The organism is Bradyrhizobium sp. LA6.1 (assembly GCF_040547805.1).
Lineage (GTDB): Bacteria > Pseudomonadota > Alphaproteobacteria > Rhizobiales > Xanthobacteraceae > Bradyrhizobium > Bradyrhizobium barranii.
In genome coordinates, this window is sequence record NZ_JBEPQK010000017.1 from 139,717 (window position 1) to 162,764 (window position 23,048).

At 65.3% G+C, this 23,048-nt stretch carries 23 protein-coding genes; 10 read left to right on the plus strand and 13 right to left on the minus strand.

All coding sequences use genetic code 11. The annotated features are described in order from the left end of the window. Positions 1–35: 35 nt before the first annotated feature. Positions 36–4,397, plus strand: a complete 4,362-nt coding sequence (locus ABIB99_RS33110; protein WP_354179576.1) for an autotransporter domain-containing protein — start codon at positions 36–38, stop codon at positions 4,395–4,397. A gap of 15 nt (positions 4,398–4,412) precedes the next feature. Here the strand turns inward: ABIB99_RS33110 and ABIB99_RS33115 are convergent, their stop codons facing one another. Then, positions 4,413–5,309 (minus strand): DMT family transporter, encoded by an 897-nt coding sequence (locus ABIB99_RS33115; RefSeq protein ID WP_354131243.1) that lies wholly within the window; start codon positions 5,307–5,309, stop codon positions 4,413–4,415. A gap of 745 nt (positions 5,310–6,054) precedes the next feature. On the opposite strand from ABIB99_RS33115, the gene ABIB99_RS33120 reads away from it, so the two are divergent. The 4 genes from ABIB99_RS33120 (at position 6,055) to ABIB99_RS33135 (ending at position 11,816) form a co-directional block, all read left to right on the plus strand. Then, positions 6,055–9,819, plus strand: a complete 3,765-nt coding sequence (locus ABIB99_RS33120; RefSeq protein ID WP_354179577.1) for a vitamin B12-dependent ribonucleotide reductase — start codon at positions 6,055–6,057, stop codon at positions 9,817–9,819. 760 nt (positions 9,820–10,579) lie between these two features. Beyond that, on the plus strand, positions 10,580–10,768 hold the full coding sequence (locus ABIB99_RS33125; protein WP_354179579.1) for a hypothetical protein: 189 nt from the start codon (positions 10,580–10,582) through the stop codon (positions 10,766–10,768). A gap of 38 nt (positions 10,769–10,806) precedes the next feature. Then, positions 10,807–10,980 (plus strand): hypothetical protein, encoded by a 174-nt coding sequence (locus ABIB99_RS33130; RefSeq protein ID WP_166096372.1) that lies wholly within the window; start codon positions 10,807–10,809, stop codon positions 10,978–10,980. A gap of 143 nt (positions 10,981–11,123) precedes the next feature. Then, complete coding sequence (locus ABIB99_RS33135) at positions 11,124–11,816, plus strand: phasin family protein (protein ID WP_354179582.1); 693 nt, start codon at positions 11,124–11,126, stop codon at positions 11,814–11,816. Positions 11,817–12,045: 229 nt separating this feature from the next. Here ABIB99_RS33135 and ABIB99_RS33140 read toward each other — a convergent pair whose 3' ends face one another. After that, complete coding sequence (locus tag ABIB99_RS33140; protein ID WP_014495617.1) at positions 12,046–12,243, minus strand: hypothetical protein; 198 nt, start codon at positions 12,241–12,243, stop codon at positions 12,046–12,048. Positions 12,244–12,343: 100 nt separating this feature from the next. After that, entirely contained in the window at positions 12,344–12,640 is a 297-nt protein-coding gene (locus ABIB99_RS33145; protein ID WP_014495618.1) for a hypothetical protein, read from the minus strand. A gap of 489 nt (positions 12,641–13,129) precedes the next feature. On the opposite strand from ABIB99_RS33145, the gene ABIB99_RS33150 reads away from it, so the two are divergent. Beyond that, positions 13,130–14,176: a prolipoprotein diacylglyceryl transferase gene (locus tag ABIB99_RS33150; protein WP_354179681.1), complete on the plus strand. Its 1,047-nt coding sequence runs from the start codon at positions 13,130–13,132 to the stop codon at positions 14,174–14,176. A 200-nt stretch (positions 14,177–14,376) separates the two neighbouring features. Further along, complete coding sequence (locus tag ABIB99_RS44535) at positions 14,377–14,601, plus strand: GCG_CRPN prefix-to-repeats domain-containing protein (RefSeq protein ID WP_371498184.1); 225 nt, start codon at positions 14,377–14,379, stop codon at positions 14,599–14,601. A 68-nt stretch (positions 14,602–14,669) separates the two neighbouring features. On the opposite strand, the gene ABIB99_RS33155 is transcribed toward ABIB99_RS44535, so the two are convergent. Beyond that, entirely contained in the window at positions 14,670–15,176 is a 507-nt protein-coding gene (locus ABIB99_RS33155; RefSeq protein WP_071914417.1) for a hypothetical protein, read from the minus strand. A gap of 347 nt (positions 15,177–15,523) precedes the next feature. Between ABIB99_RS33155 and ABIB99_RS33160 the strand changes: the two genes are divergently transcribed. Then, on the plus strand, positions 15,524–16,318 hold the full coding sequence (locus tag ABIB99_RS33160) for a transglycosylase SLT domain-containing protein (RefSeq protein WP_354179585.1): 795 nt from the start codon (positions 15,524–15,526) through the stop codon (positions 16,316–16,318). 263 nt (positions 16,319–16,581) lie between these two features. On the opposite strand, the gene ABIB99_RS33165 is transcribed toward ABIB99_RS33160, so the two are convergent. The 4 genes from ABIB99_RS33165 to ABIB99_RS33180 all read right to left on the minus strand — a co-directional run bounded on the left by ABIB99_RS33165 (position 16,582) and on the right by ABIB99_RS33180 (position 18,851). Then, positions 16,582–16,869 (minus strand): hypothetical protein, encoded by a 288-nt coding sequence (locus ABIB99_RS33165; RefSeq protein ID WP_063983572.1) that lies wholly within the window; start codon positions 16,867–16,869, stop codon positions 16,582–16,584. Between the two features lie 155 nt (positions 16,870–17,024). Next, on the minus strand, positions 17,025–17,306 hold the full coding sequence (locus ABIB99_RS33170) for a hypothetical protein (RefSeq protein WP_071914421.1): 282 nt from the start codon (positions 17,304–17,306) through the stop codon (positions 17,025–17,027). A gap of 66 nt (positions 17,307–17,372) precedes the next feature. After that, entirely contained in the window at positions 17,373–18,062 is a 690-nt protein-coding gene (locus ABIB99_RS33175) for a cell envelope biogenesis protein TolA (RefSeq protein ID WP_354179588.1), read from the minus strand. A gap of 255 nt (positions 18,063–18,317) precedes the next feature. Then, positions 18,318–18,851, minus strand: coding sequence for a helix-turn-helix domain-containing protein (locus ABIB99_RS33180; RefSeq protein WP_354179590.1), 534 nt, complete (start codon positions 18,849–18,851; stop codon positions 18,318–18,320). 287 nt (positions 18,852–19,138) lie between these two features. Here ABIB99_RS33180 and ABIB99_RS33185 point away from each other — a divergent pair, with 287 nt between their 5' ends. Then, complete coding sequence (locus tag ABIB99_RS33185) at positions 19,139–19,489, plus strand: zinc ribbon domain-containing protein YjdM (RefSeq protein WP_354179592.1); 351 nt, start codon at positions 19,139–19,141, stop codon at positions 19,487–19,489. 19 nt (positions 19,490–19,508) lie between these two features. Here ABIB99_RS33185 and ABIB99_RS33190 read toward each other — a convergent pair whose 3' ends face one another. The 3 genes from ABIB99_RS33190 to ABIB99_RS33200 form a co-directional block, all read right to left on the minus strand. Further along, a complete protein-coding gene (locus ABIB99_RS33190) occupies positions 19,509–19,910 on the minus strand; it encodes a VOC family protein (RefSeq protein WP_354179594.1) in 402 nt (133 codons plus the stop codon). Positions 19,911–20,004: 94 nt separating this feature from the next. Next, positions 20,005–20,925 (minus strand): DMT family transporter, encoded by a 921-nt coding sequence (locus tag ABIB99_RS33195; RefSeq protein WP_354179596.1) that lies wholly within the window; start codon positions 20,923–20,925, stop codon positions 20,005–20,007. A gap of 99 nt (positions 20,926–21,024) precedes the next feature. Then, entirely contained in the window at positions 21,025–21,441 is a 417-nt protein-coding gene (locus ABIB99_RS33200) for a nuclear transport factor 2 family protein (RefSeq protein WP_354179598.1), read from the minus strand. A 122-nt stretch (positions 21,442–21,563) separates the two neighbouring features. Between ABIB99_RS33200 and ABIB99_RS33205 the strand changes: the two genes are divergently transcribed. Continuing rightward, the gene (locus tag ABIB99_RS33205; RefSeq protein ID WP_354179600.1) at positions 21,564–22,145 is read left to right on the plus strand and encodes a bifunctional transcriptional activator/DNA repair enzyme AdaA; all 582 of its coding nucleotides are present in this window, start codon (positions 21,564–21,566) and stop codon (positions 22,143–22,145) included. Positions 22,146–22,170: 25 nt separating this feature from the next. Here the strand turns inward: ABIB99_RS33205 and ABIB99_RS33210 are convergent, their stop codons facing one another. Both ABIB99_RS33210 and ABIB99_RS33215 read right to left on the minus strand, forming a co-directional pair. After that, positions 22,171–22,317, minus strand: a complete 147-nt coding sequence (locus tag ABIB99_RS33210) for a hypothetical protein (protein ID WP_167541704.1) — start codon at positions 22,315–22,317, stop codon at positions 22,171–22,173. 283 nt (positions 22,318–22,600) lie between these two features. Continuing rightward, positions 22,601–22,855: a hypothetical protein gene (locus tag ABIB99_RS33215; protein ID WP_028161188.1), complete on the minus strand. Its 255-nt coding sequence runs from the start codon at positions 22,853–22,855 to the stop codon at positions 22,601–22,603. Positions 22,856–23,048 lie beyond the last annotated feature (193 nt).

The following is a 23,048-nucleotide window of genomic DNA, read 5'->3' on the forward strand; positions in this document are numbered from 1 at the left end:
GTCCGACCCGGCGCCGTTTCAGGCTCCCTACATTGTTGGCGAGCACGGCTGTCGCACTGGCGCTGACGATCGTGTCGGTGCGCGCCGACGGCGGCGCTGGCGGAGCCGGTGGCAATGGCACGGGCGGCGGCGGTGGCGCGGCCGGTACCAGCGCCTCTCCTAACGGTGGGAATGGCGGTGACAACGCGACCGGACAAGGCGCGGGCGGCGGCGGCGGCGCTGCCGCAGGCGGCACCGGAGGCTCCGGGGGCACGGCGACCTCGGGCGGCGACGGCGGACTTGGCGGTGACGGCGGCAGCGTTGCCGGTGGCAACGGCGGCAATGGCGGCAACGGCAACTCAGCCCTGACTGCGGGTAGTGGCGGTGGCGGCGGCGGTGGCGGCGAAGGTGCGCTCGGTGCCGGCTCCGGTGGAGCGGGTGGCGCTGGCGGTCACGGCGGCGCCAGCGCGAGCGGCGCCGATGGTTCTGCTGTCATTGGTGGCCTTGATGCCAGCGCGGGAACGGGCAGCGGCGGCGTCGGTGGCGGCGGTGGTGCGGGTGGCGCCGGCGTGCAGGTCAGCGTCGGAGGCAGCACCCTTTCGATAGCGGCGACCGGCGGCGCGGGTGGGGTTGGTGGCAGTGGCGGCGCCGGCGGGAGCGGCGGCAATGGAGCCAGTGCTCTCTCCCTGGGCGTCGCTGGTGTGACCGGCGGGACCGGTGGCAACGTCCTCGGCAGCGGGGGCGCTGCCGGCGGCGGCGGCAATGGCGGCACCGCCGTGCAGGTCACCAGCGCAGGCACCACGACGGTCCAGCAAACGGTCGCCGGCGGCGATGGCGGCAGCGGCGGGCGCGGCGGTACAGCGGGTCACGGCGGGAGCGGTGGTGCGGGCGCTTCCGGCGCCAATGTTCTCGGCGCGCTCGATGGCGGGACCGGTGGAAACGGCGGCAATAGCGGGGTTGGTGCCGGCGGCAATGGTGCGATCGGCGGCAGCGGTGGCGACGGCATCCAGGTCACGGGTGGCGGCACCGTGACGATTTTGCAAAGCGTCACGGCAGGTACCGGCGGCAGCGGTGGCGCTGGCGGTGCAGGCAGCGCCGGCGGCATGGCCGGCAACGGCGGCAACGCGGGATCCAGCATCGGGCTCGGCGTAGCCGGCGGGCGCGGTGGCAATGGTGGCACCGGCGGCAGCGCCAGCGCCCACGCAGGCGATGGCGCCAATGGTGCCGACGGTGGCGTTGGTCTGCAGGTGACGAGCGGTGGCACGCTCTCAATTTCCCAAACGATCATGGGAGGCGCCGGTGGCAATGGCGGCGCTGGCGGCAACGGCGCCAATGGCGGCGCAAGCGGGATCGGCGGCGCCGGCGGCACAGGCGACAATGGCGCCAACGGGTCCTCCGGCTCCGGCTTTCTCAATGGCAACAACGGTCTGGTTGGTGGCGCTGGCGGCAACGGCGGGAATGGTGGCGCCGGCGGAAATGGCGGCATTGGCGGTAGCGGATCCAGCGGCGGCGATGGTGTCCAGCTCACGAACGGCGGGACCGTTACAGTTTCGGGCAACATCGCTGGTGGCGCCGGCGGGATTGGCGGCTCCGGCGGCAATGCCGGCAACGGCGCCGCCGGGGGCAACGGCAGTGACGCCGGCACAGCGGGCACCGGCGGTGCTGGCGCGAGTGCCCTTCTCCCGGCCGTCGCTGGCGGCAGCGGCGGCAGCGGCGCCGCTGGCGGAATGGGTGGCAACGGCGGGAGCGGAGGAAGCGCCGGCGATGCTGGCGTAGGTGGTCATGGCGGCGCCGGCGGCGCCGGCGCGACCATTTCAAACGGTGGCACGCTGACCAATCAAGGCATCATCACCGGCGGCGATGGCGGCCGCGGCGGCACCGCAGGCAGTGGCGGCAACGGCGGCGCCGGTGGCAATGCGGGCAACGGCGGTGTCGGCGGCGTTGGCGGCGCTGGCGGCAACGGCACCGCTGGCGTCAACGTGGTCGGCTCGACCGATGGCGGCAATGGCGGCAACGGCGGGACCGGCGGATTTGGCGGTGCCGGCGGCAATGCCGGCAACGGTGGCAGCGCCTCGAGCCGCGGCGGCGATGGCGGCTATGGTGGCACCGGCGGCGTTGGCGCCGCCTTCTCCAACGGCGGCACGCTGATCAATCGCGGCACGATCACCGGCGGCAATGGCGGCATCGCCGGGGCCGCGGGCATGGGTGGCCTCGGCGGCACCGCGGGCAGCGCCGGCAGCGGTGGTGTCGGCGGCTCCGGCGGCGTCGGCGGTGCCGGGGCCTTGGCCGCCAGTGGCGGCACGAACGGCACCACGGGAACGAACGGCTTCTCCGGCGTGAGCGGCAGCGCCGGCGCGAGCGGTAGCTCCGGCAGCAGCACCGTCACCGCCGGGGTCTCCGGCGCGGTCGGCGCAGGCGGCGCCGGCGTCATCGGCACCAATCTCAGCATCATCAACAGCGGATCGATTTCCGGCGGTCTCGCCGGCGACGGCGTCACGCGTGCCAACGCCATCACCTTCACCAGCGGCACCAACACGCTGCAGCTTCAGGCCGGCTACAGCTTCAGCGGCAACGTCGTCGATCAGACGGGCAACGGCACCTTGCAGTTCGGCGGCAGCACCAACCCCACTGCTTCTTTCGACGTTTCGCTGATCGGCGCCGCTGCGCAGTATCGGGGCTTCGCGAACTTCGAGAAGACGGGCGCTTCGACCTGGACGCTGAGCGGCACCAATACCGCTGCATTGCCCTGGTCGATCGCCGCCGGCACGCTGCTGGTGAACGGCTCGCTGGCCAATTCGACCATGACCGTGAACGCCGGCGGCACGCTTGGCGGCACGGGCACTGTCGGCGCAACGACGATCAATGCCGGTGGCACGTTCATGCCTGGAGCCGTCAACACGCCGGGGACGTCGACGACGGTCGCCGGCAATCTGGCCTTCCAATCGGGCGCGCTCTACGTCGTTGCGGTCAATCCATCGACGTCGAGCTTCGCCAATGTCACGGGCGCGGCGACGTTGACGGGCGCGACCGTGGTCGCGAATTTCCTGCCCGGCAGCTATGTCTCGAAGACATACACGATCCTGACCGCGGCCGGCGGACGTGGCGGCACGACGTTCGCGGGCATCACCAATGTCGGACTGCCGACGGGCGCGAGCGATACGCTGAGCTATGACGCCAACAACGCCTATCTGAACCTGACGGCCGCCTTCACCAATTACACCGGCCTCAACGTCAACCAGCAGAACGTCGCCAACGCGCTGACCTACGCCTTCAACAATAACGGCAGCCTTCCGATGGGCTTCTTCGGACTCGATCCCACCGGCTTGACCCAGGTCTCCGGCGAGAGCGCCACTGGCTCCCAGCAGACGACGTTCAACGCGATGAACCAGTTCATCGGCGTGATGACGGATCCATTCATCTCCGGTCGCAGAGGTCCCGTCAGCGCCGGCGGCCCGCCGAACGCGTATGCTGAGGACAGCTCGGCCTACGCGGCACGCGGTCGAACTGTTGGCGAGCGCGACGCGTATGCGGCGATGTCCACCAAGGCGCTGCCAGCCCCGACCTTCGAACAACGCTGGAGCGTGTGGGCCGCCGGCTTCGGCGGGTCGCAGACCACGGCCGGCAACGCCATCATCGGCTCGAACAACAGCGCGAGCAGCATCTACGGCATCGCGGTCGGTGCGGACTATCGGGTCTCGCCGGACACGCTCGCGGGATTTGCGCTGGCGGGCGGCGGCACCGGCTTCAACGTCAACGGCCTCGGCTATGGCAGCTCCGACCTGTTCCAGGCCGGCGGCTTCGTTCGCCATAACATCGGTGCGGCCTACATCATTGCTGCGCTGGCCTATGGCTGGCAGGACATCACGACCAACCGCATCGTCACGGTCGCCGGCATCGACCACCTGCGCGCCGAGTTCAATGCGAACGCGTATTCGGGTCGCGTGGAGAGTGGCTACCGCTTCGTCATGCCGAAGCTGGGCGGTCTCGGCATCACCCCTTACGCCGCAGGGCAATTCACCACATTCGACCTGCCGGCCTATGCCGAAAGTGTCGTCGCCGGCTCCCTGTTGTTTGCACAGACCTATGCCGCCAAGAACGTGACCGACACGCGCAGCGAGCTCGGCATTCGCACCGACAAATCATTCGCCATGCAGAACGGCATCATCACGCTGCGCGGCCGCCTTGCATGGGCGCATGATTTTAATCCGGATCGTTCGATTGCTCCGACCTTCCAGTCGCTGCCGGGCGCAAGCTTCGTCGTCAACGGTGCGGCGCTGGCGCCCGACTCCGCGCTGACCACAGCCTCGGCCGAATGGCAGTGGACCAACGGCTGGTCTGCCGCCGCGACGTTCGAGGGCGAGTTCTCGAATGTCACGCAAAGCTATGCCGGCAAGGGCGCGATCCGCTACGCATGGTGATGCCTGGTTCTCGAGCTAGCGCGTCGCCAGCACCACGGCCGCCAGCGTGAAGGTCAGCGCGGCGATCTGGCCCGGTCCCAACGGCTCGCCCAGCGCCAGCGCGGAGGCGACTACGCCAATCACCGGCACTGCCATGGTGCCGATCGCGGCGACCGAGGCCGGCAGCCGCGCCAGTGCCGCGAACCAGCTGACATAGGCAATGCAGAACTGCACCACGGTGGAATAGACCAGCAACCACCAGCCGACCGGCGTCACCAGCGAAAGATGCGTGGTCTCGACCAAGAGGCCGATGATCGAGATCGGCAGGCAGCCGATCCCGATCTGCCAGGCCGCGGCCGTGATCGGCGGCAGATGGATCGGGTACTTCTTCGAGAACACCGTGCCGACGGCGAAGCCGATCGCGCCGCCCAGCGCCATGATGATGCCCGGCAGCTTCTCCACGCTTGCGGCAAAGCCGTTGCCGCCCATGATCGAGGCCAGGCCGACGAAGGCCATCACCAGCCCCAGCGTGCGCAGCACGGTCGGCCGCTCGCCCAGCACTGGCCAGGCGATCAGCGAGGCCCAGACCGGCATGGTGTAGGCGATCAGCGCCGCCTCGCTGGCCGGCAGCCAGAGCAGCGCCAGGCCCATCAGCACCATCCAGCCGGTGACGTTGAGGACGGCGGCGGTCAGTAAGCGCGGCCAGATCCCCGGCCCCACCTTGAGGCTCTGGCGGCGGATCAGCGCGAGGGCGGCGAGCAGCACCGCGCCCAGCACGCCGGTCACCCCGCGCAGCGTCAGCGGCGGCAGCTCAGACAGCAGGAATTTCGTCACCGGCCAGTTGAAGCCCCAGCCGATCGAGGTAATGGCGAGGAACATCAGGCCGGCCGGGGCGATGCGCGGTCGCGCATCCCGGCGAGTCGAATCAAGCATGTGGGGTACCCGGCAAAATCGCGGTCAGCTTGGCGCGGATTCGCACGCGCCACCACCACCCCGGCGGGCATGCCTGCCCTCACCTTCCGTAGCCCTACGTGAGTCCCGCTGAGGCAACCCCGGTCCCGAAAAATATACCTGCCCTGTGAACAGTGGGGTGAAGGGTCCGTATCGTCACGGGATGCAAATTTTTTTGGTTGGGAATCCCTGAGGACTCACTGATACTTGGCTCAACAACAGGCGCGGGCTTGCCCCCTGTTATCCCCCGCAATCCACCATATTTAGTATTTGATTCAGGAACTCGCACTAGTTCTTGACGGGCGCAACGGAGAGTCCTAGCTTTCGGTCCGTTCGGCGCGAGTGAGTTTGCGTCCCGCCGGCACTCCCCCAAAGGGTCTCGCAAATCGTCACTCCGCCAAGCCAGCCAAAGGCCGCGGATGAGGGCTTGTCTGCCCTCGAAATGCAGACCTTCGGGCGCCAGAACGGGCCGGCAACAGGCTCGGATGGCATTGGTTGAAGTGGCGTGTGGGGCGTTGAACGCATGTCGCGCACATCCCCTTGGGGGCGGATGGGTGTGGACATGCCGGCGGATGAGAACCATCGCGCCGGGAGAAACTGGGCCGGATCCACCGGCTGAACTGCGAAGCCTTTGGGCCGATGAGGCCCTTGGAGGAATCGCGAACCGAAATAGCGACCCGGGCGCCTTGCGGAGGCAGTCCGGCAGATAAAAGGACGGGGCAAGACCATGCGGATTGAGCGGCGCCACACCACTTCGGGACAGTCACCTTACGCCGGGATCGATTTCCGGCTGACCACGTCGGAGATCCGGAATCCCGACGGCTCGGTCGTGTTCAAGCTTGAGAACGTCGAGGTGCCGACCGAGTGGTCGCAGGTCGCCTCCGACGTGCTCGCCCAGAAGTACTTTCGCAAAGCCGGCGTCGCCGCGCGCCTGAAGAAGGTCGAGGAGGAGTCCGTCCCCTCCTTCCTGTGGCGCTCCGTGCCCGACACCGAGGCGCTCGCCGCTCTCCCCGAGAAAGAGCGCTTCGTCAGCGAGCTCTCGGCCAAGCAGGTGTTCGATCGTCTGGCCGGCTGCTGGACCTATTGGGGCTGGAAGGGCAACTACTTCTCCTCCGACGAGGACGCCCAGACCTTCTATGACGAGATCCGCTACATGCTCGCCATGCAGATGGTCGCGCCGAACTCGCCGCAATGGTTCAACACCGGTCTGCACTGGGCCTATGGCATCGACGGCCCCGGCCAGGGCCACTATTACGTCGACCCCTTCACCGGCAAGCTGACCAAGTCCAAGTCCGCCTACGAGCACCCGCAGCCGCACGCCTGCTTCATCCAGGGCGTCGGTGACGACCTCGTCAACGAGGGCGGCATCATGGACCTCTGGGTCCGCGAAGCGCGCCTGTTCAAATACGGTTCCGGCACCGGCTCCAACTTCTCCCGCCTGCGCGGCGAAGGCGAGAAGCTCTCCGGCGGCGGCCGCTCGAGCGGCCTCATGAGCTTCCTCAAGATCGGCGACCGGGCAGCCGGCGCGATCAAGTCGGGCGGCACCACGCGCCGCGCGGCCAAGATGGTCGTCGTCGACGTCGATCACCCCGACATCGAGACCTATATCGACTGGAAGGTGAAGGAGGAGCAGAAGGTCGCGGCTCTCGTCACCGGATCCAAGATCAACCAGAAGCACCTCAAGGCGGTGCTGAAGGCCTGCGTGAACTGCGAAGGCTCGGGCGACGATTGCTTCGATCCCGAGAAGAACCCGGCGCTCCGCCGCGAGATCAAGCTCGCGCGCCGCAGCCTTGTGCCTGACAATTACATCAAGCGCGTGATGCAGTTCGCCAAGCAGGGCTACAAGGACATCCAGTTCGACGTCTATGACACCGACTGGGATTCGGAAGCCTACCTCACCGTTTCGGGCCAGAACTCCAACAACTCGGTCTCGCTGAAGGACGACTTCCTCCGCGCCGTGGAAACGGATGGCGACTGGAACCTCGTGGGACGCACGACGAAGAAGATCACCAAGACGCTGAAGGCGCGCGACCTCTGGGAAAAGATCGGCTACGCCGCCTGGGCGTCGGCCGACCCGGGCCTGCACTTCAACACCACCATGAACGACTGGCACACCTGCAAGGCGTCCGGCGACATCCGCGCGTCCAATCCGTGCTCGGAATACATGTTCCTGGACGACACCGCCTGTAACCTCGCGTCCGCCAACCTGCTGACCTTCTACAACACCGAGACGAAGCAGTTCGACGTCGCCGGCTACGAGCACCTCTGCCAGCTCTGGACCATCGTGCTCGAAATCTCCGTCATGATGGCGCAGTTCCCGTCCCGTGCGATCGCCGAGCTCTCCTACGAGTTCCGCACGCTCGGCCTCGGCTATGCCAACATCGGCGGCCTCTTGATGACCATGGGCCTGTCCTATGACAGCAAGGAAGGCCGCGCGCTCTGCGGCGCCCTCACCGCTGTGATGACCGGCGTCACCTACAAGACCTCGGCGGAAATGGCTGCTGAACTGGGCACCTTCCCCGGTTACAAGAAGAACGCCGCGCACATGCTGCGCGTGATCCGCAACCACCGCCGCGCCGCGCACGGCCAGTCCAACGGCTACGAGGCGCTCTCGGTGAACCCGGTGCCGATGGACCTCGTGTCCTGCCCGCAGGCTGACATCGTCACGCGTGCCCAGGCCGCCTGGGATGCGGCGCTCGAGCTCGGCGAGAAGCACGGCTATCGCAACGCCCAGACCACGGTGATCGCGCCGACCGGCACGATCGGCCTCGTGATGGACTGCGATACGACGGGCATCGAACCCGACTTCGCGCTGGTGAAATTCAAGAAGCTCGCTGGCGGCGGCTACTTCAAGATCATCAACCGCGCGGTCCCCGCGGCGCTGCGCGCGCTCGGTTATCGCGAGAGCGAGATCGCGGAGATCGAAGCCTACGCCGTCGGCCACGGCTCGCTCTCCAACGCGCCGGCCATCAACGCCTCGACGCTGAAGGCCAAAGGCTTCACCGATGAAGCCATCGCCAAGGTCGAGAAGGCCCTGCCGACCGCCTTCGACATCAAGTTCGCCTTCAACAAGTGGACCTTTGGCGAAGACTTCATCCGCGACCAGCTCGGCATCGGCGCCGAGGCGATCGCGGCGCCGGGCTTCGACCTGCTCCAGGCCGTCGGCTTCACCAAGCGCGAGATCGAGGCGGCCAACGTCCACATCTGCGGCGCGATGACGGTGGAAGGTGCTCCGCACCTCAAGGCCGAGCACTATTCGGTGTTCGACTGCGCCAACCCCTGTGGCAAGATCGGCAAGCGCTATCTGTCGGTCGAGAGCCACATCCGCATGATGGCGGCGGCGCAGCCCTTCATCTCGGGCGCGATCTCCAAGACCATCAACATGCCGAACGACGCCACGGTGGAGGACTGCAAGTCCGCCTACATGCTGTCGTGGAAGCTCGCGCTGAAGGCCAACGCGCTCTATCGCGACGGCTCCAAGCTCTCCCAGCCGCTCAACTCGCAGCTCATCGCCGACGATGAGGACGAGGAGGATGCGGTCGAGAGCCTCTACGAGAAGCCGATGGCGGCGCGTGCCACCCAGGTCTCGGAAAAGATCGTCGAGAAGCTGGTCGAGCGCATCATCGTGATGCGCGAGCGCGAGAAGATGCCGGATCGCCGCAAGGGCTACACCCAGAAGGCGGTCGTCGGCGGCCACAAGGTCTATCTCCGAACCGGCGAATATGACGACGGCCGTCTCGGCGAGATCTTCATCGACATGCACAAGGAAGGCGCGGCACTCCGCTCCTTCATCAACAACTTCGCCATCGCGGTGTCGCTGGGCCTCCAGTACGGCGTGCCGCTCGACGAATATGTCGACGCCTTCACCTTCACCCGCTTCGAGCCGGCGGGCCCCGTGCAGGGCAACGACAGCATCAAGTACGCGACCTCGATCCTCGACTATGTCTTCCGCGAGCTCGCGGTGAGCTACATGTCGCGCTTCGATCTCGCCCATGTCGATCCGACCGAGTCGAACTTCGACGCGCTCGGCAAGGGCGTCGAGGAAGGCAAGGAGCCGGACGAGACCCAGCACGCGACCAAGCTGGTCTCGCGCGGCCTCACCCGCTCCCGCACCGACAACCTCGTCGTGATGCGCGGCGGCTCTGCCGCGATCGCCCAGGGCAACGACAGCGCCCCGACCGGCGGCAGCAAGGTCACCGCTCTGGCCTCGCACGGTGCGAGCGCGCGGGTCGGCGATGTCCTGGAAGGCGCGGTCGCGCTGAAGCAGGAAGTGGCCCACGACCTGTCGCCGACGGAGAAGCTCGAGCAGCTCCAGTGGAGCAAGTCCGGCACCGCGCAGACCCTGGTTCCCAGCAAGGCCGAGCGCCGCGCGGAAGCCAAGGCCAAGGGCTACGAAGGCGAGATGTGCTCGGAGTGCGGCAACTTCACGCTGGTGCGAAATGGCACGTGCATGAAGTGCGATACTTGCGGCAGCACGACCGGGTGTTCGTGAGCACCACGTTATAGTCGCAGCCTTGGCGAGACCCGCTGATCGACTCAGCGGGTCTTTTGCTATTGGTCCCCAGCGAATATTCAGCTGCAAACGCACCCGCAGCGGGCGAGCTAACCATGAAGTTCCGACTTCTATATGAGGGTCCGATCGCACCAAAAAGCGGGCGACCGAACGCCCCTTCCGGGGGCGTTCGAACTCGCACCTAGCTTTGGTAATCGGGATTTCCGTCGATACGACCGCTGAGAGCAATTGAGCGAAAATGGCCTTTCGCGATGAAGCGCCAGTTTCTGCGGCTGGCGGCGGATATCGGCAATTCGTAGCTCGGATCAGGGTAGCGATATCCGGGAAGGGTGTAGGATGGGTGGAGCATTTGCTCCACCCATCCTACGAGACCTCACGGCTCATCATTCGCCGGCGCGTTGCGGCGTGCTTGCCTTGCGGCTTGTCTTGCGTCTTTTCTGGCAACCCAGTGCGCGCGAAATCGCTTCGCGGCATGAAACGCCCGCGGCGCCACGACCTGAAACGCCATGGAGGCAACGCCGGCGACAAATCCCTTCACCACGTCAAAAGCGAAATCGGGTCCAAAATACCCCCACATGACCCTGCATCCTTCTTCGCGAAGGCACCGCCGGGCAGTCGTGGGCTGACATGAAAAATGGAAAGGCCCCGTCCGTCACCGGCGGGGCCTCAAGAAAAATCCCTGCACGCGCCGTTGCGCGCACGCGAAAATCTCTCGGTTCACCCGCTCATGGTGGACACGATGAAAGAGCTGCAAAGCATGGCCGTGCGATTGAAAACGCCCATAGCGATCATCCCGAAATTGCCAGACGCCGACCCGCCGGTGCGCATCGCCGAGCAAGCGCACGAGGGTATAGTGTCGGTGCTAAAGAAGCAGACCCGAGGGCTGCCGTCTGTGTGCCATTTCACAATTGGCGGAAGACTTTTATAAGGCGTGATGAGCAAGCGTGGCCCGCAGGAAGGACCGCCATGAACGGCAATCGCTACTACGGGGTTCGGGTCGAGGGCGCCAAATACGGCGTGGGTTTTGGCTCCGCACTCGCCATCGCAATCTCCTACACCAACAATCATTCGATCCTGTGGGCGATCATCCACGGCATCTTGGGCTGGCTCTACGTGGTCTATGTCGCCCTGTTCGGGTGACGACGAACGCGCGAGGACCCGGACGCCCGTCATTGCGAGCCACCGGGTCCGCGCGGAGCGCGGCCCGATGACAGGCTCTGCGAAGCAGTCCAGGCCGTCACCCGCGAATTGCGCCTTGCCGATGCCCGGCAAAATCTCACCACATGGCCGCCACGCAAGCGACAACCCACAATCGCGATTTCAGCGCAAACACGACGGAGGCTTGCGGCTTCAGCGATATTCAGGAGTTATTTGCAATGTTGAGTGCGGGCGAAAATAAGACAACGGGAAAATCCGGCCGGCGCGGCGCGAAGAAGAAGGCCGGGCAACGGACCAGGGCCGGCGAGCAACACGCAACTGCGGCCCATCAATTGCCGGATGCCTCGGCGGAGATCAGCCAAGAGAACAAGCAAGAGAGCACCCAAGAGAACAGGCAAGAGGCCGAGCAAGAGATAAGGCAAGAGACGAGCCGAGAGATCAGTGCCCAGATACCCTCGGCTGCAGCCTTGCCAGGCGAGGCTTCCGGGATGCAGATCGCTGCAAGCGCGCCCGTCGCACCAGTGGAACCCTCCCAGGCCAGCCCGCAGGCGATTGCCGATGCCTATAGCGACTACACGAGGACGTCGATTGAGCACGCCTGGAACTTCCTGGGAAAGCTCGCGGCGGCGCGCTCACCCGTCGAGGCCTTTGAGCTTCAGATGGAGTACACGAAACAGGTGTGCGGATCGTTGATCGCCGAATCCCAGAAGATCGCCGAGTTGCATGGACAATTGACCAGACAAAGGGTCATGCATTTTGAGGGGTTCGTGGCCAAGCTCACCCAGACGACGCTCGAAATCCGCGCGACACGTCACTAACGACAACTGCGTATTCCGACACAGCGGGGGGGAGCGAGCGTAGCCCGGATGGAGCGACTTGTCCGCCGTAGCTCGAAGAGCGAAGGCGGAAGCGAAATCCGGGCTACCTGCCGCGGTCTCGGCATCGGCTAACGCATGATCCGGAAAAGTGCGAAGCGGTTTTCCGAAAAGATCATGCTCAAACAACAACCTAAAGCGCGATGACGATTCATCCCAATCTCATCGCGCTTTAGCCGGTTGTCTTGGCCCGCTGCACTTCGTGCGGGTGGCGACGATCGCCGCGCCGATTTGACTTGCGAACGTAGGTGACGAGTGCCTCGGGGTTCTCGAGCTTGATCTTCAGCGCCGCGACCAATGCGTCCTCGGCTTCGATCGTGAGCACCTTGGCACGCACCCCGAGCTTCAACCCGACAGTATATGACGTCATGGCAGACTCCACGGGTCCAGGCTTCCACCGTACCTCAATCGGCGTCTCTTCGGAACAGCCCTGCTCAACACATCCCCTTTCGCCGCCGAATAAAGCCGGATCACGACCGCTCTATCAGGATCGGTGAACCGAGCTCTTCGAAATGAAAGAGCTGAAAGACCCGCTGGCCGTTGAAGTCGAGCACTCTCAAATCATCGGTCTCGTGCAGATTGCTTTCGACCGCGTGAAAGTGCCCGCCGTAGCGCTCTCTGGCGAGCGACAAGGGAACCTCGAACGCGACGAACTTGCCGATGCCTTTTTGCCTGAGCACCCCAAGGAGCTTCTGGTCGTCCAGGGACTGGTGCGAGGTGAGAATGAGCAGCGGACCGCTCGCCGTGAGCAGCAGAAGCGATTTCATTGGATCCTCCTTTGCGCCCCTCCCTACCTGATCTTCGCCGGGACTCCTTCAGGCGCTCCAGCTCCGTACGAACCTGCGCCTCCATGGCGTCTTGCAATGCGAGTATGCCCCTGCTGGACAATTCTGCGGAGGCCTTTCTGTCCAGATTCTGCTTCCAATCCCGGATGGCTTGCTTGGTGGCCTTTTGGGCCTCCGACGTCGTCTTAACGTACTCCATCATGCAGGCGTCGGCCATTGAGCATGTCTGGCACTCCTGGGGCCGCGGCCGGACCTGAAAGAAGCAGAGCGAGTGTCGCGGTGGAGACCCTCATGGCGCTTCCTCCCGCGATAGCACAGCACGTCGCAGGGATGCCCCGGGGAGCAGCGCCCGGCTGCTTCAGCAACCGTAGCCCGCCATAATTTCTCCTTCGCTCGCGCGTTGTGTTGGACAACGGTGAGGCCTATCCTTCCGACGATCGGACTGCCGCACTCCCATTGACGCCCGACTGGATGGAGCGCGCATCGGTGCCTGAAGCGAACGACCCCAAGCCTGATACCGACAAGCCTGAGGCCCAAAAGCCTGAGGCCGCCAAGCCGGACGAGGTGCGCGCCGATGGCGGGCTGGCGCGGGCCTATGACCAGATCAAGAGCGCAGAGCAAGACCTTGCGCGGCTGGACCGGCTGGTTTCCGGAATGGAACGCGGCAACGAAGCCCCGCGGACCTCGCAGGCCAGCGCCGGAGCGAAGGCAGCCGAGGGTCCCAAGGACAAGGTGCCGGCACCGGTTAGCAAGGTGGGCAATCAAGGCCTGAAGGGAGATCGGACCATGCTGCGTGCCCTGGTTGGCCTCGTGTTGGCGATCGGCCTTCTCGGCGCCGCCTTCGCTTCGCAATATCGCGATGAGGCCGAGTCGATGACCAGGTCCATCATGGCGCGATGGGCTCCGCCGGCCGCGAGCGAACCCGCGAAAGCGTCCGCGGTCGAAAGTCCGGCGCAACCGCCGGCCGTGCAACTGGCTGCTGCGGATGGGCCCAGTCCGGTGCCCGCGCCGCCGCTCGGCAAGGAAACGGAAAGCGCTCCAAGAACTGACGCTCCAAGAGCTGAGGCTCCACAACCTGACGCTGCAAGACCTGACGCGCCAAGAACCGGCGCCACGGCGCCTGATCCGTCATCGTCCGATCTCGCGCAATCGCTCAAGACCATCACCAGCGAGCTTGCGAGCATCAACGGAAAGCTCGAGCAACTGAAAAGCCGCAACGAGCAGACGCTGCGCGAGCAGGCCGACACCATTCAACAGCTCAAGGCGGCGCAGGAGAAGGATGCCGCGGACAATGCGCGCCTCGCCGCACAGGTCCAGGCGCTGCAAACGCAACTGACGACGTCAGCCGCGCCTGCACCCGCGAAACCGGTCGTGCGGAGCGCGACGAGCAACGAGACGGCTGCGCCTGCACGGCCGCACGTGCAAGCGGCGGCACCCCGGCGGCCCAGGCCACCGCCGCCGCGAGGACGCTGGATGCCCCCGCCCTATATGGCCGACCCCTACGATCCGGATTGGTAAGCCGTCAGCGTTCTCGGCCAAGAGGCTTGGTGCCAAGAGCCTTGGTGCCAAGAACCTTGGTGCCAAGAACCTTGGTGCTATGCTGCGCGGTGATCGGCCGGCAGGCCCTCGGCCAGATCTGTGCGACGTCACGACGGGCCTCGGCATGAAGGAGCAAGCCCATGACCAGGCACCTTTCACGCGTCCTGTTGACCCCAATGATGCTTCTGTTTGCAGTCTGCGCGGCCAGCGCCGCAGACGGCTGCGGCACCGGTTGCCACGCCACCGTTTCCGGCGCGTGCGTGGTCGATGGCTGGGCAACGGGTGCGCGGGTCTGGAATCAATGTCCGGCCACGTCGCGTGCGCGTCCGCCTTGCGGCGGTTCAGATTACGTCTGGGACTCTCGCAAACGGGCTTGTTTCCCGTCGACGCGCGATTGGCTTTGAAGCCCAGCCCGCAGGATGGGGGCGCGCGAGCGCTCACCCCATCCTGCGAACGACGCTCTACGCCCGCCTCACCGTACCTCGCACACCGACACCTTGGCTTCGATCCCGGTCGGCTCGAGCTCTTCCGTCGCAAGCTCCTCGCTGCAGTACTCGCCGACCGAGACGTCCTTCATCCTGCGCTTGACCTGCTCGCACGTCTTGCGGACGTCTTCCGTGAAGAGCGCGCATTCCTCGATGCGCTTGAAGATCTTCCGCCCCTCGTCGCGATACCCCGCTGCCGTCTCGCGCATGAAGGCGATCGCATCATGGACCTGGGCTGTCAGCGCCTCGCATTTTCGCGCGGCATCGATCAGCTCGGCGCCCATGGCCTCGATCTCTTTCGCAGCGGACTCATAGTCACGAATGACCGCCTCTGCACTGAGCGCGCCCACGCGCGTGACCCCCTCGGTGTGCTCGACGTAATCGGGCAGCGCAATTGAAGCAATCGAGCTTCCCGTGCGCACCGATGCAATGTCCGCCTCGAGCTGGACCAGGTTTACGCCTTCACGTCTGCGCAATTGTTCGACACTTGCCATGATTGACCCTCCCAATACGCTCCCCGTACCCCAAACGGCGCTGAGTGTATTACGTGGATAAGCGACCTTCTAATCAGATATGTCGTTGACAGTCGCAGCTTTGCCATTTTTGTGCAGTTTCCGCCGCGGCACGCAGCGATGATGGATGTCATCAACGCTCAACCTCTCATAGTTGCGGTTCGAATTTGCGGTGACGGTGCACCCAACTCTCAGAGGACAGGGACGAATCGTTGCAGTGATACCCCCACACGATCCATAGGATGGGTGGAGCGGATCGATCCCCATCGACCCCGTCAGGTGATGGATTTCGCAAAGCCTCAACTCATCCACGCGCTCCCACCAGACCCATGCCACGAAAAAGCAAACGCCGCCTCCCCCGCCTTCGCAGCGTCCGGCGAGGCGCCCGGTGGATGCGAAAGAGGTTCGCGCGCGCACCGCGGATGGTTCGGATCGCAGGCAGCGTGGCGATCCTGCTTGCGGTCGCTGCGCTTCTGAACATCGTCTATCACGTCATCCGCAAGCCGACCGAGCTGTTCGTCTTCGTCGGCAACGCGCTCGACAAGGAGCCGGCCGAGAACTGGCGGCAGTACGGGCCGCTGTTCCGAAGCTTTTCCACCGCGACGATCACGCCGGAATTGCTGGCGGCGCTGGCGCAGGTCGAGAGTTCGGGCAATCCGGTGGCGCGCACCTACTGGCGCTGGCGATTGAGCCTCAATCCGCTCGCGATCTACCGGCCCGCCTCCAGCGCCGTCGGCCTCTACCAGATGACCGATCCCGCCTACGCCGACGCCGCACGGTTCTGTGTCCGCGGCAACGCGGTCACGGAGACCGGCTGCGGGTTCACGGGCCTCTACACCCGCGCGATCCCGAGCCACGCCATCGAGCTGGCATCGGTGTATCTGGACCGCAACGTGGCCGACGTTCTCGCCCGCGCGGGCGATGTGAAGGCGAACGCGCAGCAGAAGCAGGATCTGGCCGCCTTCATCCATCTCTGCGGCGCCGGTCCCGCCACAGCCTACGCGCGCCGCAAATTTCAGATGATCGCCGACGAACGCTGCGGCGATCACTCGGTTGCAAGCTATATCGCCAGGGTCAACGCGATGAAGCGGCAGTTCCTGCGACTATCGGCGGATGACCCGTAGGGTGGGTTTGCCTGCGGCTGCGCGAAGCGCAGTGCACCAGCCTAGACATTCATAGTCGCGAGGGCGCGTGCTTCAGCGGGCTGGCCGGCGCTTTGAGGCGCGTTGATATCCTTCCAACACTCATCGCTTTCCCAACGCGCGCTTATACGAGGCTTGCCGCGAAGAAGGCGCAACCAGTGCCTTGCCAGCCACGAAGATCATGCGTTTTGGCAAAGGCTCAACCCGTCCCTATATGCGGGTGCTTTCCGCCGCGCGCTTGCGCCCTACCTGATCTTCGCCAGGCACTCCTTCAGCCGCTCCAGCTCGGAACGAACCTGCGCCTCCATCGCGTCCTGCAATGCGAGTATGCCCCTGCTGGACAATTCGGCGGAGGCCTTTCGGTCCAGATTCTGCTTCCAGTCCCGGATTGCTTGCTTCGTGGCCCTTTGGGCCTCCAACGTCGCCTTAGAGTACTCCTTCATGCAGGCGTCGGCCATTGAGCATGTCTGGCACTCCTGGGCGGCGGCCGGGCTTGAAAGAAGCAGGGCGAGTATCGCGGTGGGGACTCTCATGCTGATTCCTCCCGCCCAGGAGCATAGCACGTCTCGGGGATGCCTCGAGGAGCAGCGCGCAGGATGAGTGGAGCGCCTGCGAAACCCATCGTGCCGCGACAGCTATCGATGGGCTTCGCTTCTCGTCTATTCCGCTCCGCGTCCGTCGATGGCCTCTACCACCAGTACGGCCACCGCCATCCCTCATAGCGGACCCATGACGACACATAGGGCGGGCCGTTCGGATCGACCCGGTCGTCCTCAGGGCGATAACGATATCGTGGAACAATGTAGTAATCCCACGGCGTTGGCCTGAGCACGGGCGCGGTGACGATAAGCCTCTGCTGTGGTTCGCGAACCACCTGGGCCTTCCGCGTCCGGGCCTCAGCGCCTGATATCCCGAGGTTGCACAGCACCAGGGCCGTTCCGAGCGCACACGCGGCGGTGATGATCTTCATGCGTTGGTCTCCTTCCCTGGAAGAGTGCAAAAGGACGCAAGGCAAGGCAAGCTAAATTCGCTCGCGCTACGTGCGCGCGCGGCGCAGAGCCTCCTCCAGCTTTTTCCTTTGCTTGTCCCACCGGCCCTGCTCGGCCTCGGCGCGTTCGTCGAGCGCGGCCCGCTCGGCTTCGATCGCCTCCGCCTTCGCATCGTACCGCCGCCTCGCATTGTCCAACGCCGCCTGGGCCGTGGCGACCGCCTTGTCGCGGCGCGCGCGCTCCTTGGCGAGGGCGGCCTCTTCCTTGCGTCGCTCGGCGTCTCGCCGCCGCTCTTCCTTCTCGAACGCCGCAGCGGCTTTGCGCGCGTCCTGATCGTCAATCTCGCGTGACTGTTTTGTTACGCCCTCGGCCGGACGCTGCTTCGACTTGGATTTGGACTCGGGCTTGGACTTGGAGTTGGATTTGGATTTTGGCTTGGCCTCATCGTCGGCGAGATCGGTCGGCAGCGCGGCGCTCTCGGTGAACGGGCCGCCGGAGCCGACCGGGCGCCGGAGCACGACGCCCGGGCTTGCCATGGTCGCCGCGACGATGTCGGGGTCGTCGGTCTCCTTCGCGGCGCCCTGATGGAAGAGGTTGGAGCTGGCGCCCCAGGCCTCGAGCGCCGCCTTCATCGAGGGTGCGGCGACCGCCTGGTCGTAGAAGCCGAGCGAGGTCTGGTAGGTCTTCAGTTTTCTTTGCGGTTTTCTTGTCGCTTCGCTTTTCGGTTTTTTCGGCATGTCGCCCCGCGGCCCCGGCGACGCACCTGTCCGTCGCACCGGCGCCACCATGCCATAGTGCCCCTGTTTTGCCCGACGAGTCAAATTTTATTCGGGATCACCGAAATCGATGCGAGGCAAGCAACGACCTGGCTTGCCGACGGATCAACACAAAATTCGGTCTCGCAGCCCCCCTGAAATCATGCGTGTTTTCTACTGTGCATGGGGTTGTTTTCGACATTTTTGTTGGCCGCGCAGTTCCGCGAGGTGTGCCCCCTACGCGTCGACGTCCTCAGGCGCCGGACCTGCCACGAGCCCGTCGAGGCCGACCATCAGCAAATCGGCGATGTGCATCAGCTGGTAGAGCGGAATGTCCGCCTCGCCGTTCTCGGCCAGCGCCAGGAAGGCGGGCGTGACGCCGATGCGCTCGGCGAGCTGGACTTCGGTATAGCCGCGGGTCTCGCGCGCCGCTCTGACGCGCGCGCCGATCCCGAGCCGGTGCCGGGACTGCTCGTCCGCGGTCATCATGACGGCCTGTTCGTCCGGGCTCGCATAACCCTCGGCGAACGCGCTGCCGATCAGTCTCCCCTTGCGCCAGGCGACCCGGCAGTCCTTGCGCAGTCCGCTGCTGAAGACCAGCGTGAACTGCTCGGCGACCCATAGCGACGAGTTGAGCTGCAGGCGGGCGCCGGTGCCGGAGACATCGCGGATCGTGCAGGGCACGCTGATGAGGCTGCCGGTGCCGTTGTCGAACTCGACAATCCCGGTTCGCAACGTCTGATGTCTGGCAGCGGCACGATGCTCGCTCATGACCTGGACTCCCAAAGCTTGCGGCAGCGTCGAACGGCGTAGCCGACGCATCCGTATGATCAGGACATGGATACCGCGGAATTTTTCCCGAACTCCTAAGGCTCCGGCACTTCAACCGGGACCGGACGCCATGGTAAAGGATTTGCTCCCAATCCATCTTTTCCGGCGGAATGCGTGCGGCGCGCCCGTGAGAGCGTTTTCGAGCCAAGTGGATACCGGTTTTCGTAAAGAAAACGCGCCAAAACAAAAACCTGGAGCAAAGGCTCTAGGGGGTGACGAGGCAAGCAATGACCGAACCGATGAAATGCCCGAACTGCCAGTCCGAGCACGCCTATCAGGACCGCGATCTCTGGGTCTGTCCGGAATGCGCCCATGAATGGCGCGCTGGGGGCGATGCGGCCGCGCCGGCTCCGCAGGAGGCCGGGGTGCGCGATGCGCATGGTAATGCGCTCGCCGATGGCGACAGCGTCATCGTGATGAAGGACCTCAAGGTCAAGGGGTCGTCGTCGGTCGTCAAGGGCGGCACCAAGGTCAGGAACATCCGCCTCCAGGACGCCACCGACGGCCACAACATCGCCTGCAAGATCGACGGCATCGGCGCGATGAATTTGAAATCGGAGTTCGTGAAGAAGGCCTGAGCCGCCGCGTCCGCTCGAGCTATTCCTCCAGCAGCGCGTCATACCCCTTCGCGCTGAACGCCAGCAGACAAAACCCGTGCCCGAACGGATCGGCCAGCATCGCGATCCGTCCATACGGCGCATCGCGCGCAGGCGCCTCGAGGATCGCACCGGCGGCAAGTGCGCGCGCGACGGCGGCATCGACATCGTCGACAACGACGTCGATATGCAGCGGCGTCCAGTGCCGCTCGTAGCGCCGGCGGTCGCTGCCCGCGCCCGGCGTGCCGGCCTGCTTGGTCAGAAGATACAGCGGCGCGGGCCAGCCCAGCAGCTCGACGAAGTCGGTGCCAAAGCGGCGGCCGACCGTCAGGCCGAAGGCGGCGGTGTAGAAGGTGGTCGCTTGCGCTGCGTCGGGAACGTCGATGTTGAGCAGGATGGTCATGACGGGCAGCGTAACCCGGACGGAGTGGACGCATAATCCGGAATGTTGCCGCACCTTTCGGTCCCGGACTTCGGTTCCGCTCCAGGTTAGTCGATCACCGCTGCCGCTGCGCCAGATAGAACCCGCACAGCACCGTGACCAGACCCGCCACCTGCAACATCGTCGGCGGCTCGCCGAGCAGCAGCCAGCCGACCAGGAGCGTCAGCGCCGGCACGCAGGCCGGGATCACGGCGGCGCGGGCGACGCCGAGGCGCTGGACCGAGACGGCGAACAGATAAAGCGCGGCGGGGCCGGCGAGCACGCCCTGCGCCAGCGCCTGAATGCCATTCTCGGTCACGCCGATCGCCGCAACATGGGCGAGACCGACGGTGGCGAGATAGATCGGCAACAGCAGCAGCGACAGCACGTTGATGACGAGCGCGGCCGACACGGCGGAGACGCGCCAGTGCCGCAGCAGCGCGCCAAAACCGGCGAACATGAATCCGGTGAGCACGAAGATCAGATCGCCGAGCACGCCGTCGGACCCAATATGGCCGATCGATTCGGCGCCGATCACGCAGAGGCCGCCGACGATGACCAGGGCGCCGGCAAGGCGCGAGGCGGAGATGTGCTCCTTCAGCACGACTGCCGCGAGCAGGAGGCCGCCGAGCGTCGCGCAGGAGGGCTGGATCACGCTGCCGTGGCCGAGCGGCACGAACAGGAATCCGGTGTAGGAGATCAGCGACATCACGGGACCGCCGAGCACCATCAGCACAAGGCCCCTGCCCCAGCCGATGCCGCAGAGATCACCGATGCCGGCGCGCGCGACCAGCGGCAGGAACGCGATGCCCGACCAGACATAGCGATGCACGAGCAGATCGACCGGGGTGAAACCGACCTTGAGCCCGTGCCGCGTGCCGGCAAAGCCCAGCGCCCAGAACAGCGCAGCCGACAGGCCGCAGACGACGCCGAGCAACGCCGGCGCCGCATCGTTCTTCTGAATGAGAGCGTCAGCGCCGCTCGTTCGCTGATCCATGGGCAAGCCTTATGTCAGTGCGTGAGCCGCCTCAACCCACGCCGTTGCAGGTCTGGCACGCGGCGAGATTCCGTAGCCCGGATGGAGCGTATCCAATCGTCAGGCCTCCTCGCCGAACACCATCCGCCATCCCTTGCGCGTGTCCATGTATTCCCGCACCTCGCGAATGCGGTCCCCGGCCACCGTGAACACGAAGCAATAGTCGTTGTCGTAGGGCTTGCCGCCCGCAAGCGTGGCACGCATCCGCTCTTCCACGATCACGACATCGCCGTCGGCGTAGACGCTGCGGAAGGCGATATCGATCTCGGAAAACATCCTGTGCATCTCCTGCGCGATGAAGCGCGCGATCGCTTGCGCGCCCACCATGTGATCGGTGTGATCGAGCGCGACGGCGGTGGCGTTGCCCTTCGGCGCGATCCATTCGGCATCGTCGGTGAACAGTGCGGCGATGCGGCCGGCATCGCGCGACGAAAAGGTCTTCCAGGCGTTGAGGACGATGTCTTTCGGGCTGGTCACGGCGCGCTCCAGAACTGGCATTGAGGGGGCTTGCATCGAGGGCTGGCTTCTAGGCCGCCATGCGCGTTGCGGCTCGCCAAAATCGGACTCGGTCATCCCGCGGCCCTTCCGCCCGCGCAGGCATGCGCTATCATCCGGTCATGCTGAGTTTTGACGACTGCAACGCCGCGCGCCTGCGCAGGGATCCCCGCTATGACGGCCGCTTCTTCACCGCGGTGAAGACCACGGGCATCTATTGCCGCCCGGTCTGTCCGGCCAAGCAGCCGCTGACGCGCAACGTCGTCTATTACCCGACGGCGGCCGCGGCCGAAGCCTCTGGCTTCCGGCCCTGCCTGCGCTGCCGTCCCGAAACCGCGCCATTCTGCCCGGCCTGGAACGGCACGCGTTCGACGGTCGCGCGCGCGGTGAAGCTGATCAACGAGGGCGCACTCGATGAAGATTCGGTGGTGACGCTCGCGATGCGGCTCGGCATCTCCTCGCGTCACCTGGCGCGCTTGTTCGAACGCCATGTCGGCGCGACGCCGCAGCAGCTCGCCAAGACGCTGCGCGTCCAGCGCGCAAAACGCCTGCTCGATGCCGGCGAACACACCATGACCGACATCGCGTTTCAGGCCGGCTTCGGCAGCCTGCGGAGATTCAACGCCGCGTTCGCCGAGCTCTATGGAAGATCGCCGTCCAGTCTGCGCTCATCGAAGCATGCGTAGCCCGAATCGAGCTGCGCAAGTTCGCTCAGAAAAATCCGGGGCTGAGATCGAGCCCATAGGTCAGGCTCAGCACGAACACGAACAGCGCGGCGGCTGCGAACAATGCAAGATGTCTGAGAATGAACGCGCGCGGCGAGGTGGTGGCAATAACGGCTTTCTGCGCAACGGGCATGACGCCCTCCATTATGAAAACGATTTTTGGCCGCCAATGAGCGGCGCCCGCATCAGGCGCCGCGATCTGCAAAGCAACTATTAAAGAGATCACACGCGTCTTGAACGGCCGTCCACAATCGGCGCGCGGCGGCGATGTTTCTTGCCGCAGCTTTCTCAACCCGCGCACGGCCGCGCCAAATCACGGCTCGCCTCTCAAAAAAAGACCGCGCTCCCGAAAGAGAACGCGGTCCGCGCAGGCTCGGGAGGAGACGAGCCTGTTTCATGTCTTCAAGCGATTGAGATCAGCGGGCCGTGCCCGTCGTGACATCCGCGGTCTTGACCTTGCGCGGCGTCAGCACGCGGGCTTGGTGGACCGAAGCGACCGTGGTCGGCACGGTTGCCTGCTGCTCGACATGCGCTGCACCAAGCACGCGCACCTGCAGGGGGGAGACCGGAAAACCGTTGGCCTCATAGGTCGGCAGCTCGGCGGCGAAAGCCGCGGTGCTGCCCGCGATCGTCAGGATGGCGGCGGCGATCGACAGAGTCTTCTTGTTCATTGGTGATGCTCCTGAGTGGAAGGTTCGGAGCACATTTAAGCGCGTTTTGCTGCATTGCGACATGCTCCGTTGCATTGCAACAGCGCGCCCGCTGCATGGCAATATGTTTAATGCGCACAAGCGCTTGGTCAAAGCCCTGCCAGACGCGACATGACACTTTTATGGGCGGCGGTCAGGTACCGAGCACATGCCC

Coding starts and splice junctions, on each gene's coding strand:
- ABIB99_RS33115 (WP_354131243.1), bottom strand. CDS start 5,309: ATGCTTGATTCGACTCGCCGGGATGCGCGACCGCGCATCGCCCCGGCC.
- ABIB99_RS33120 (WP_354179577.1), top strand. CDS start 6,055: ATGCGGATTGAGCGGCGCCACACCACTTCGGGACAGTCACCTTACGCC.
- ABIB99_RS33125 (WP_354179579.1), top strand. CDS start 10,580: ATGAAAGAGCTGCAAAGCATGGCCGTGCGATTGAAAACGCCCATAGCG.
- ABIB99_RS33130 (WP_166096372.1), top strand. CDS start 10,807: ATGAACGGCAATCGCTACTACGGGGTTCGGGTCGAGGGCGCCAAATAC.
- ABIB99_RS33135 (WP_354179582.1), top strand. CDS start 11,124: ATGGCCGCCACGCAAGCGACAACCCACAATCGCGATTTCAGCGCAAAC.
- ABIB99_RS33140 (WP_014495617.1), bottom strand. CDS start 12,243: ATGACGTCATATACTGTCGGGTTGAAGCTCGGGGTGCGTGCCAAGGTG.
- ABIB99_RS33145 (WP_014495618.1), bottom strand. CDS start 12,640: ATGAAATCGCTTCTGCTGCTCACGGCGAGCGGTCCGCTGCTCATTCTC.
- ABIB99_RS33150 (WP_354179681.1), top strand. CDS start 13,130: ATGGAGCGCGCATCGGTGCCTGAAGCGAACGACCCCAAGCCTGATACC.
- ABIB99_RS44535 (WP_371498184.1), top strand. CDS start 14,377: ATGCTTCTGTTTGCAGTCTGCGCGGCCAGCGCCGCAGACGGCTGCGGC.
- ABIB99_RS33155 (WP_071914417.1), bottom strand. CDS start 15,176: ATGGCAAGTGTCGAACAATTGCGCAGACGTGAAGGCGTAAACCTGGTC.
- ABIB99_RS33160 (WP_354179585.1), top strand. CDS start 15,524: ATGCCACGAAAAAGCAAACGCCGCCTCCCCCGCCTTCGCAGCGTCCGG.
- ABIB99_RS33165 (WP_063983572.1), bottom strand. CDS start 16,869: ATGAGAGTCCCCACCGCGATACTCGCCCTGCTTCTTTCAAGCCCGGCC.
- ABIB99_RS33170 (WP_071914421.1), bottom strand. CDS start 17,306: ATGAAGATCATCACCGCCGCGTGTGCGCTCGGAACGGCCCTGGTGCTG.
- ABIB99_RS33175 (WP_354179588.1), bottom strand. CDS start 18,062: ATGCCGAAAAAACCGAAAAGCGAAGCGACAAGAAAACCGCAAAGAAAA.
- ABIB99_RS33180 (WP_354179590.1), bottom strand. CDS start 18,851: ATGAGCGAGCATCGTGCCGCTGCCAGACATCAGACGTTGCGAACCGGG.
- ABIB99_RS33185 (WP_354179592.1), top strand. CDS start 19,139: ATGACCGAACCGATGAAATGCCCGAACTGCCAGTCCGAGCACGCCTAT.
- ABIB99_RS33190 (WP_354179594.1), bottom strand. CDS start 19,910: ATGACCATCCTGCTCAACATCGACGTTCCCGACGCAGCGCAAGCGACC.
- ABIB99_RS33195 (WP_354179596.1), bottom strand. CDS start 20,925: ATGGATCAGCGAACGAGCGGCGCTGACGCTCTCATTCAGAAGAACGAT.
- ABIB99_RS33205 (WP_354179600.1), top strand. CDS start 21,564: ATGCGCTATCATCCGGTCATGCTGAGTTTTGACGACTGCAACGCCGCG.
- ABIB99_RS33210 (WP_167541704.1), bottom strand. CDS start 22,317: ATGCCCGTTGCGCAGAAAGCCGTTATTGCCACCACCTCGCCGCGCGCG.
- ABIB99_RS33215 (WP_028161188.1), bottom strand. CDS start 22,855: ATGAACAAGAAGACTCTGTCGATCGCCGCCGCCATCCTGACGATCGCG.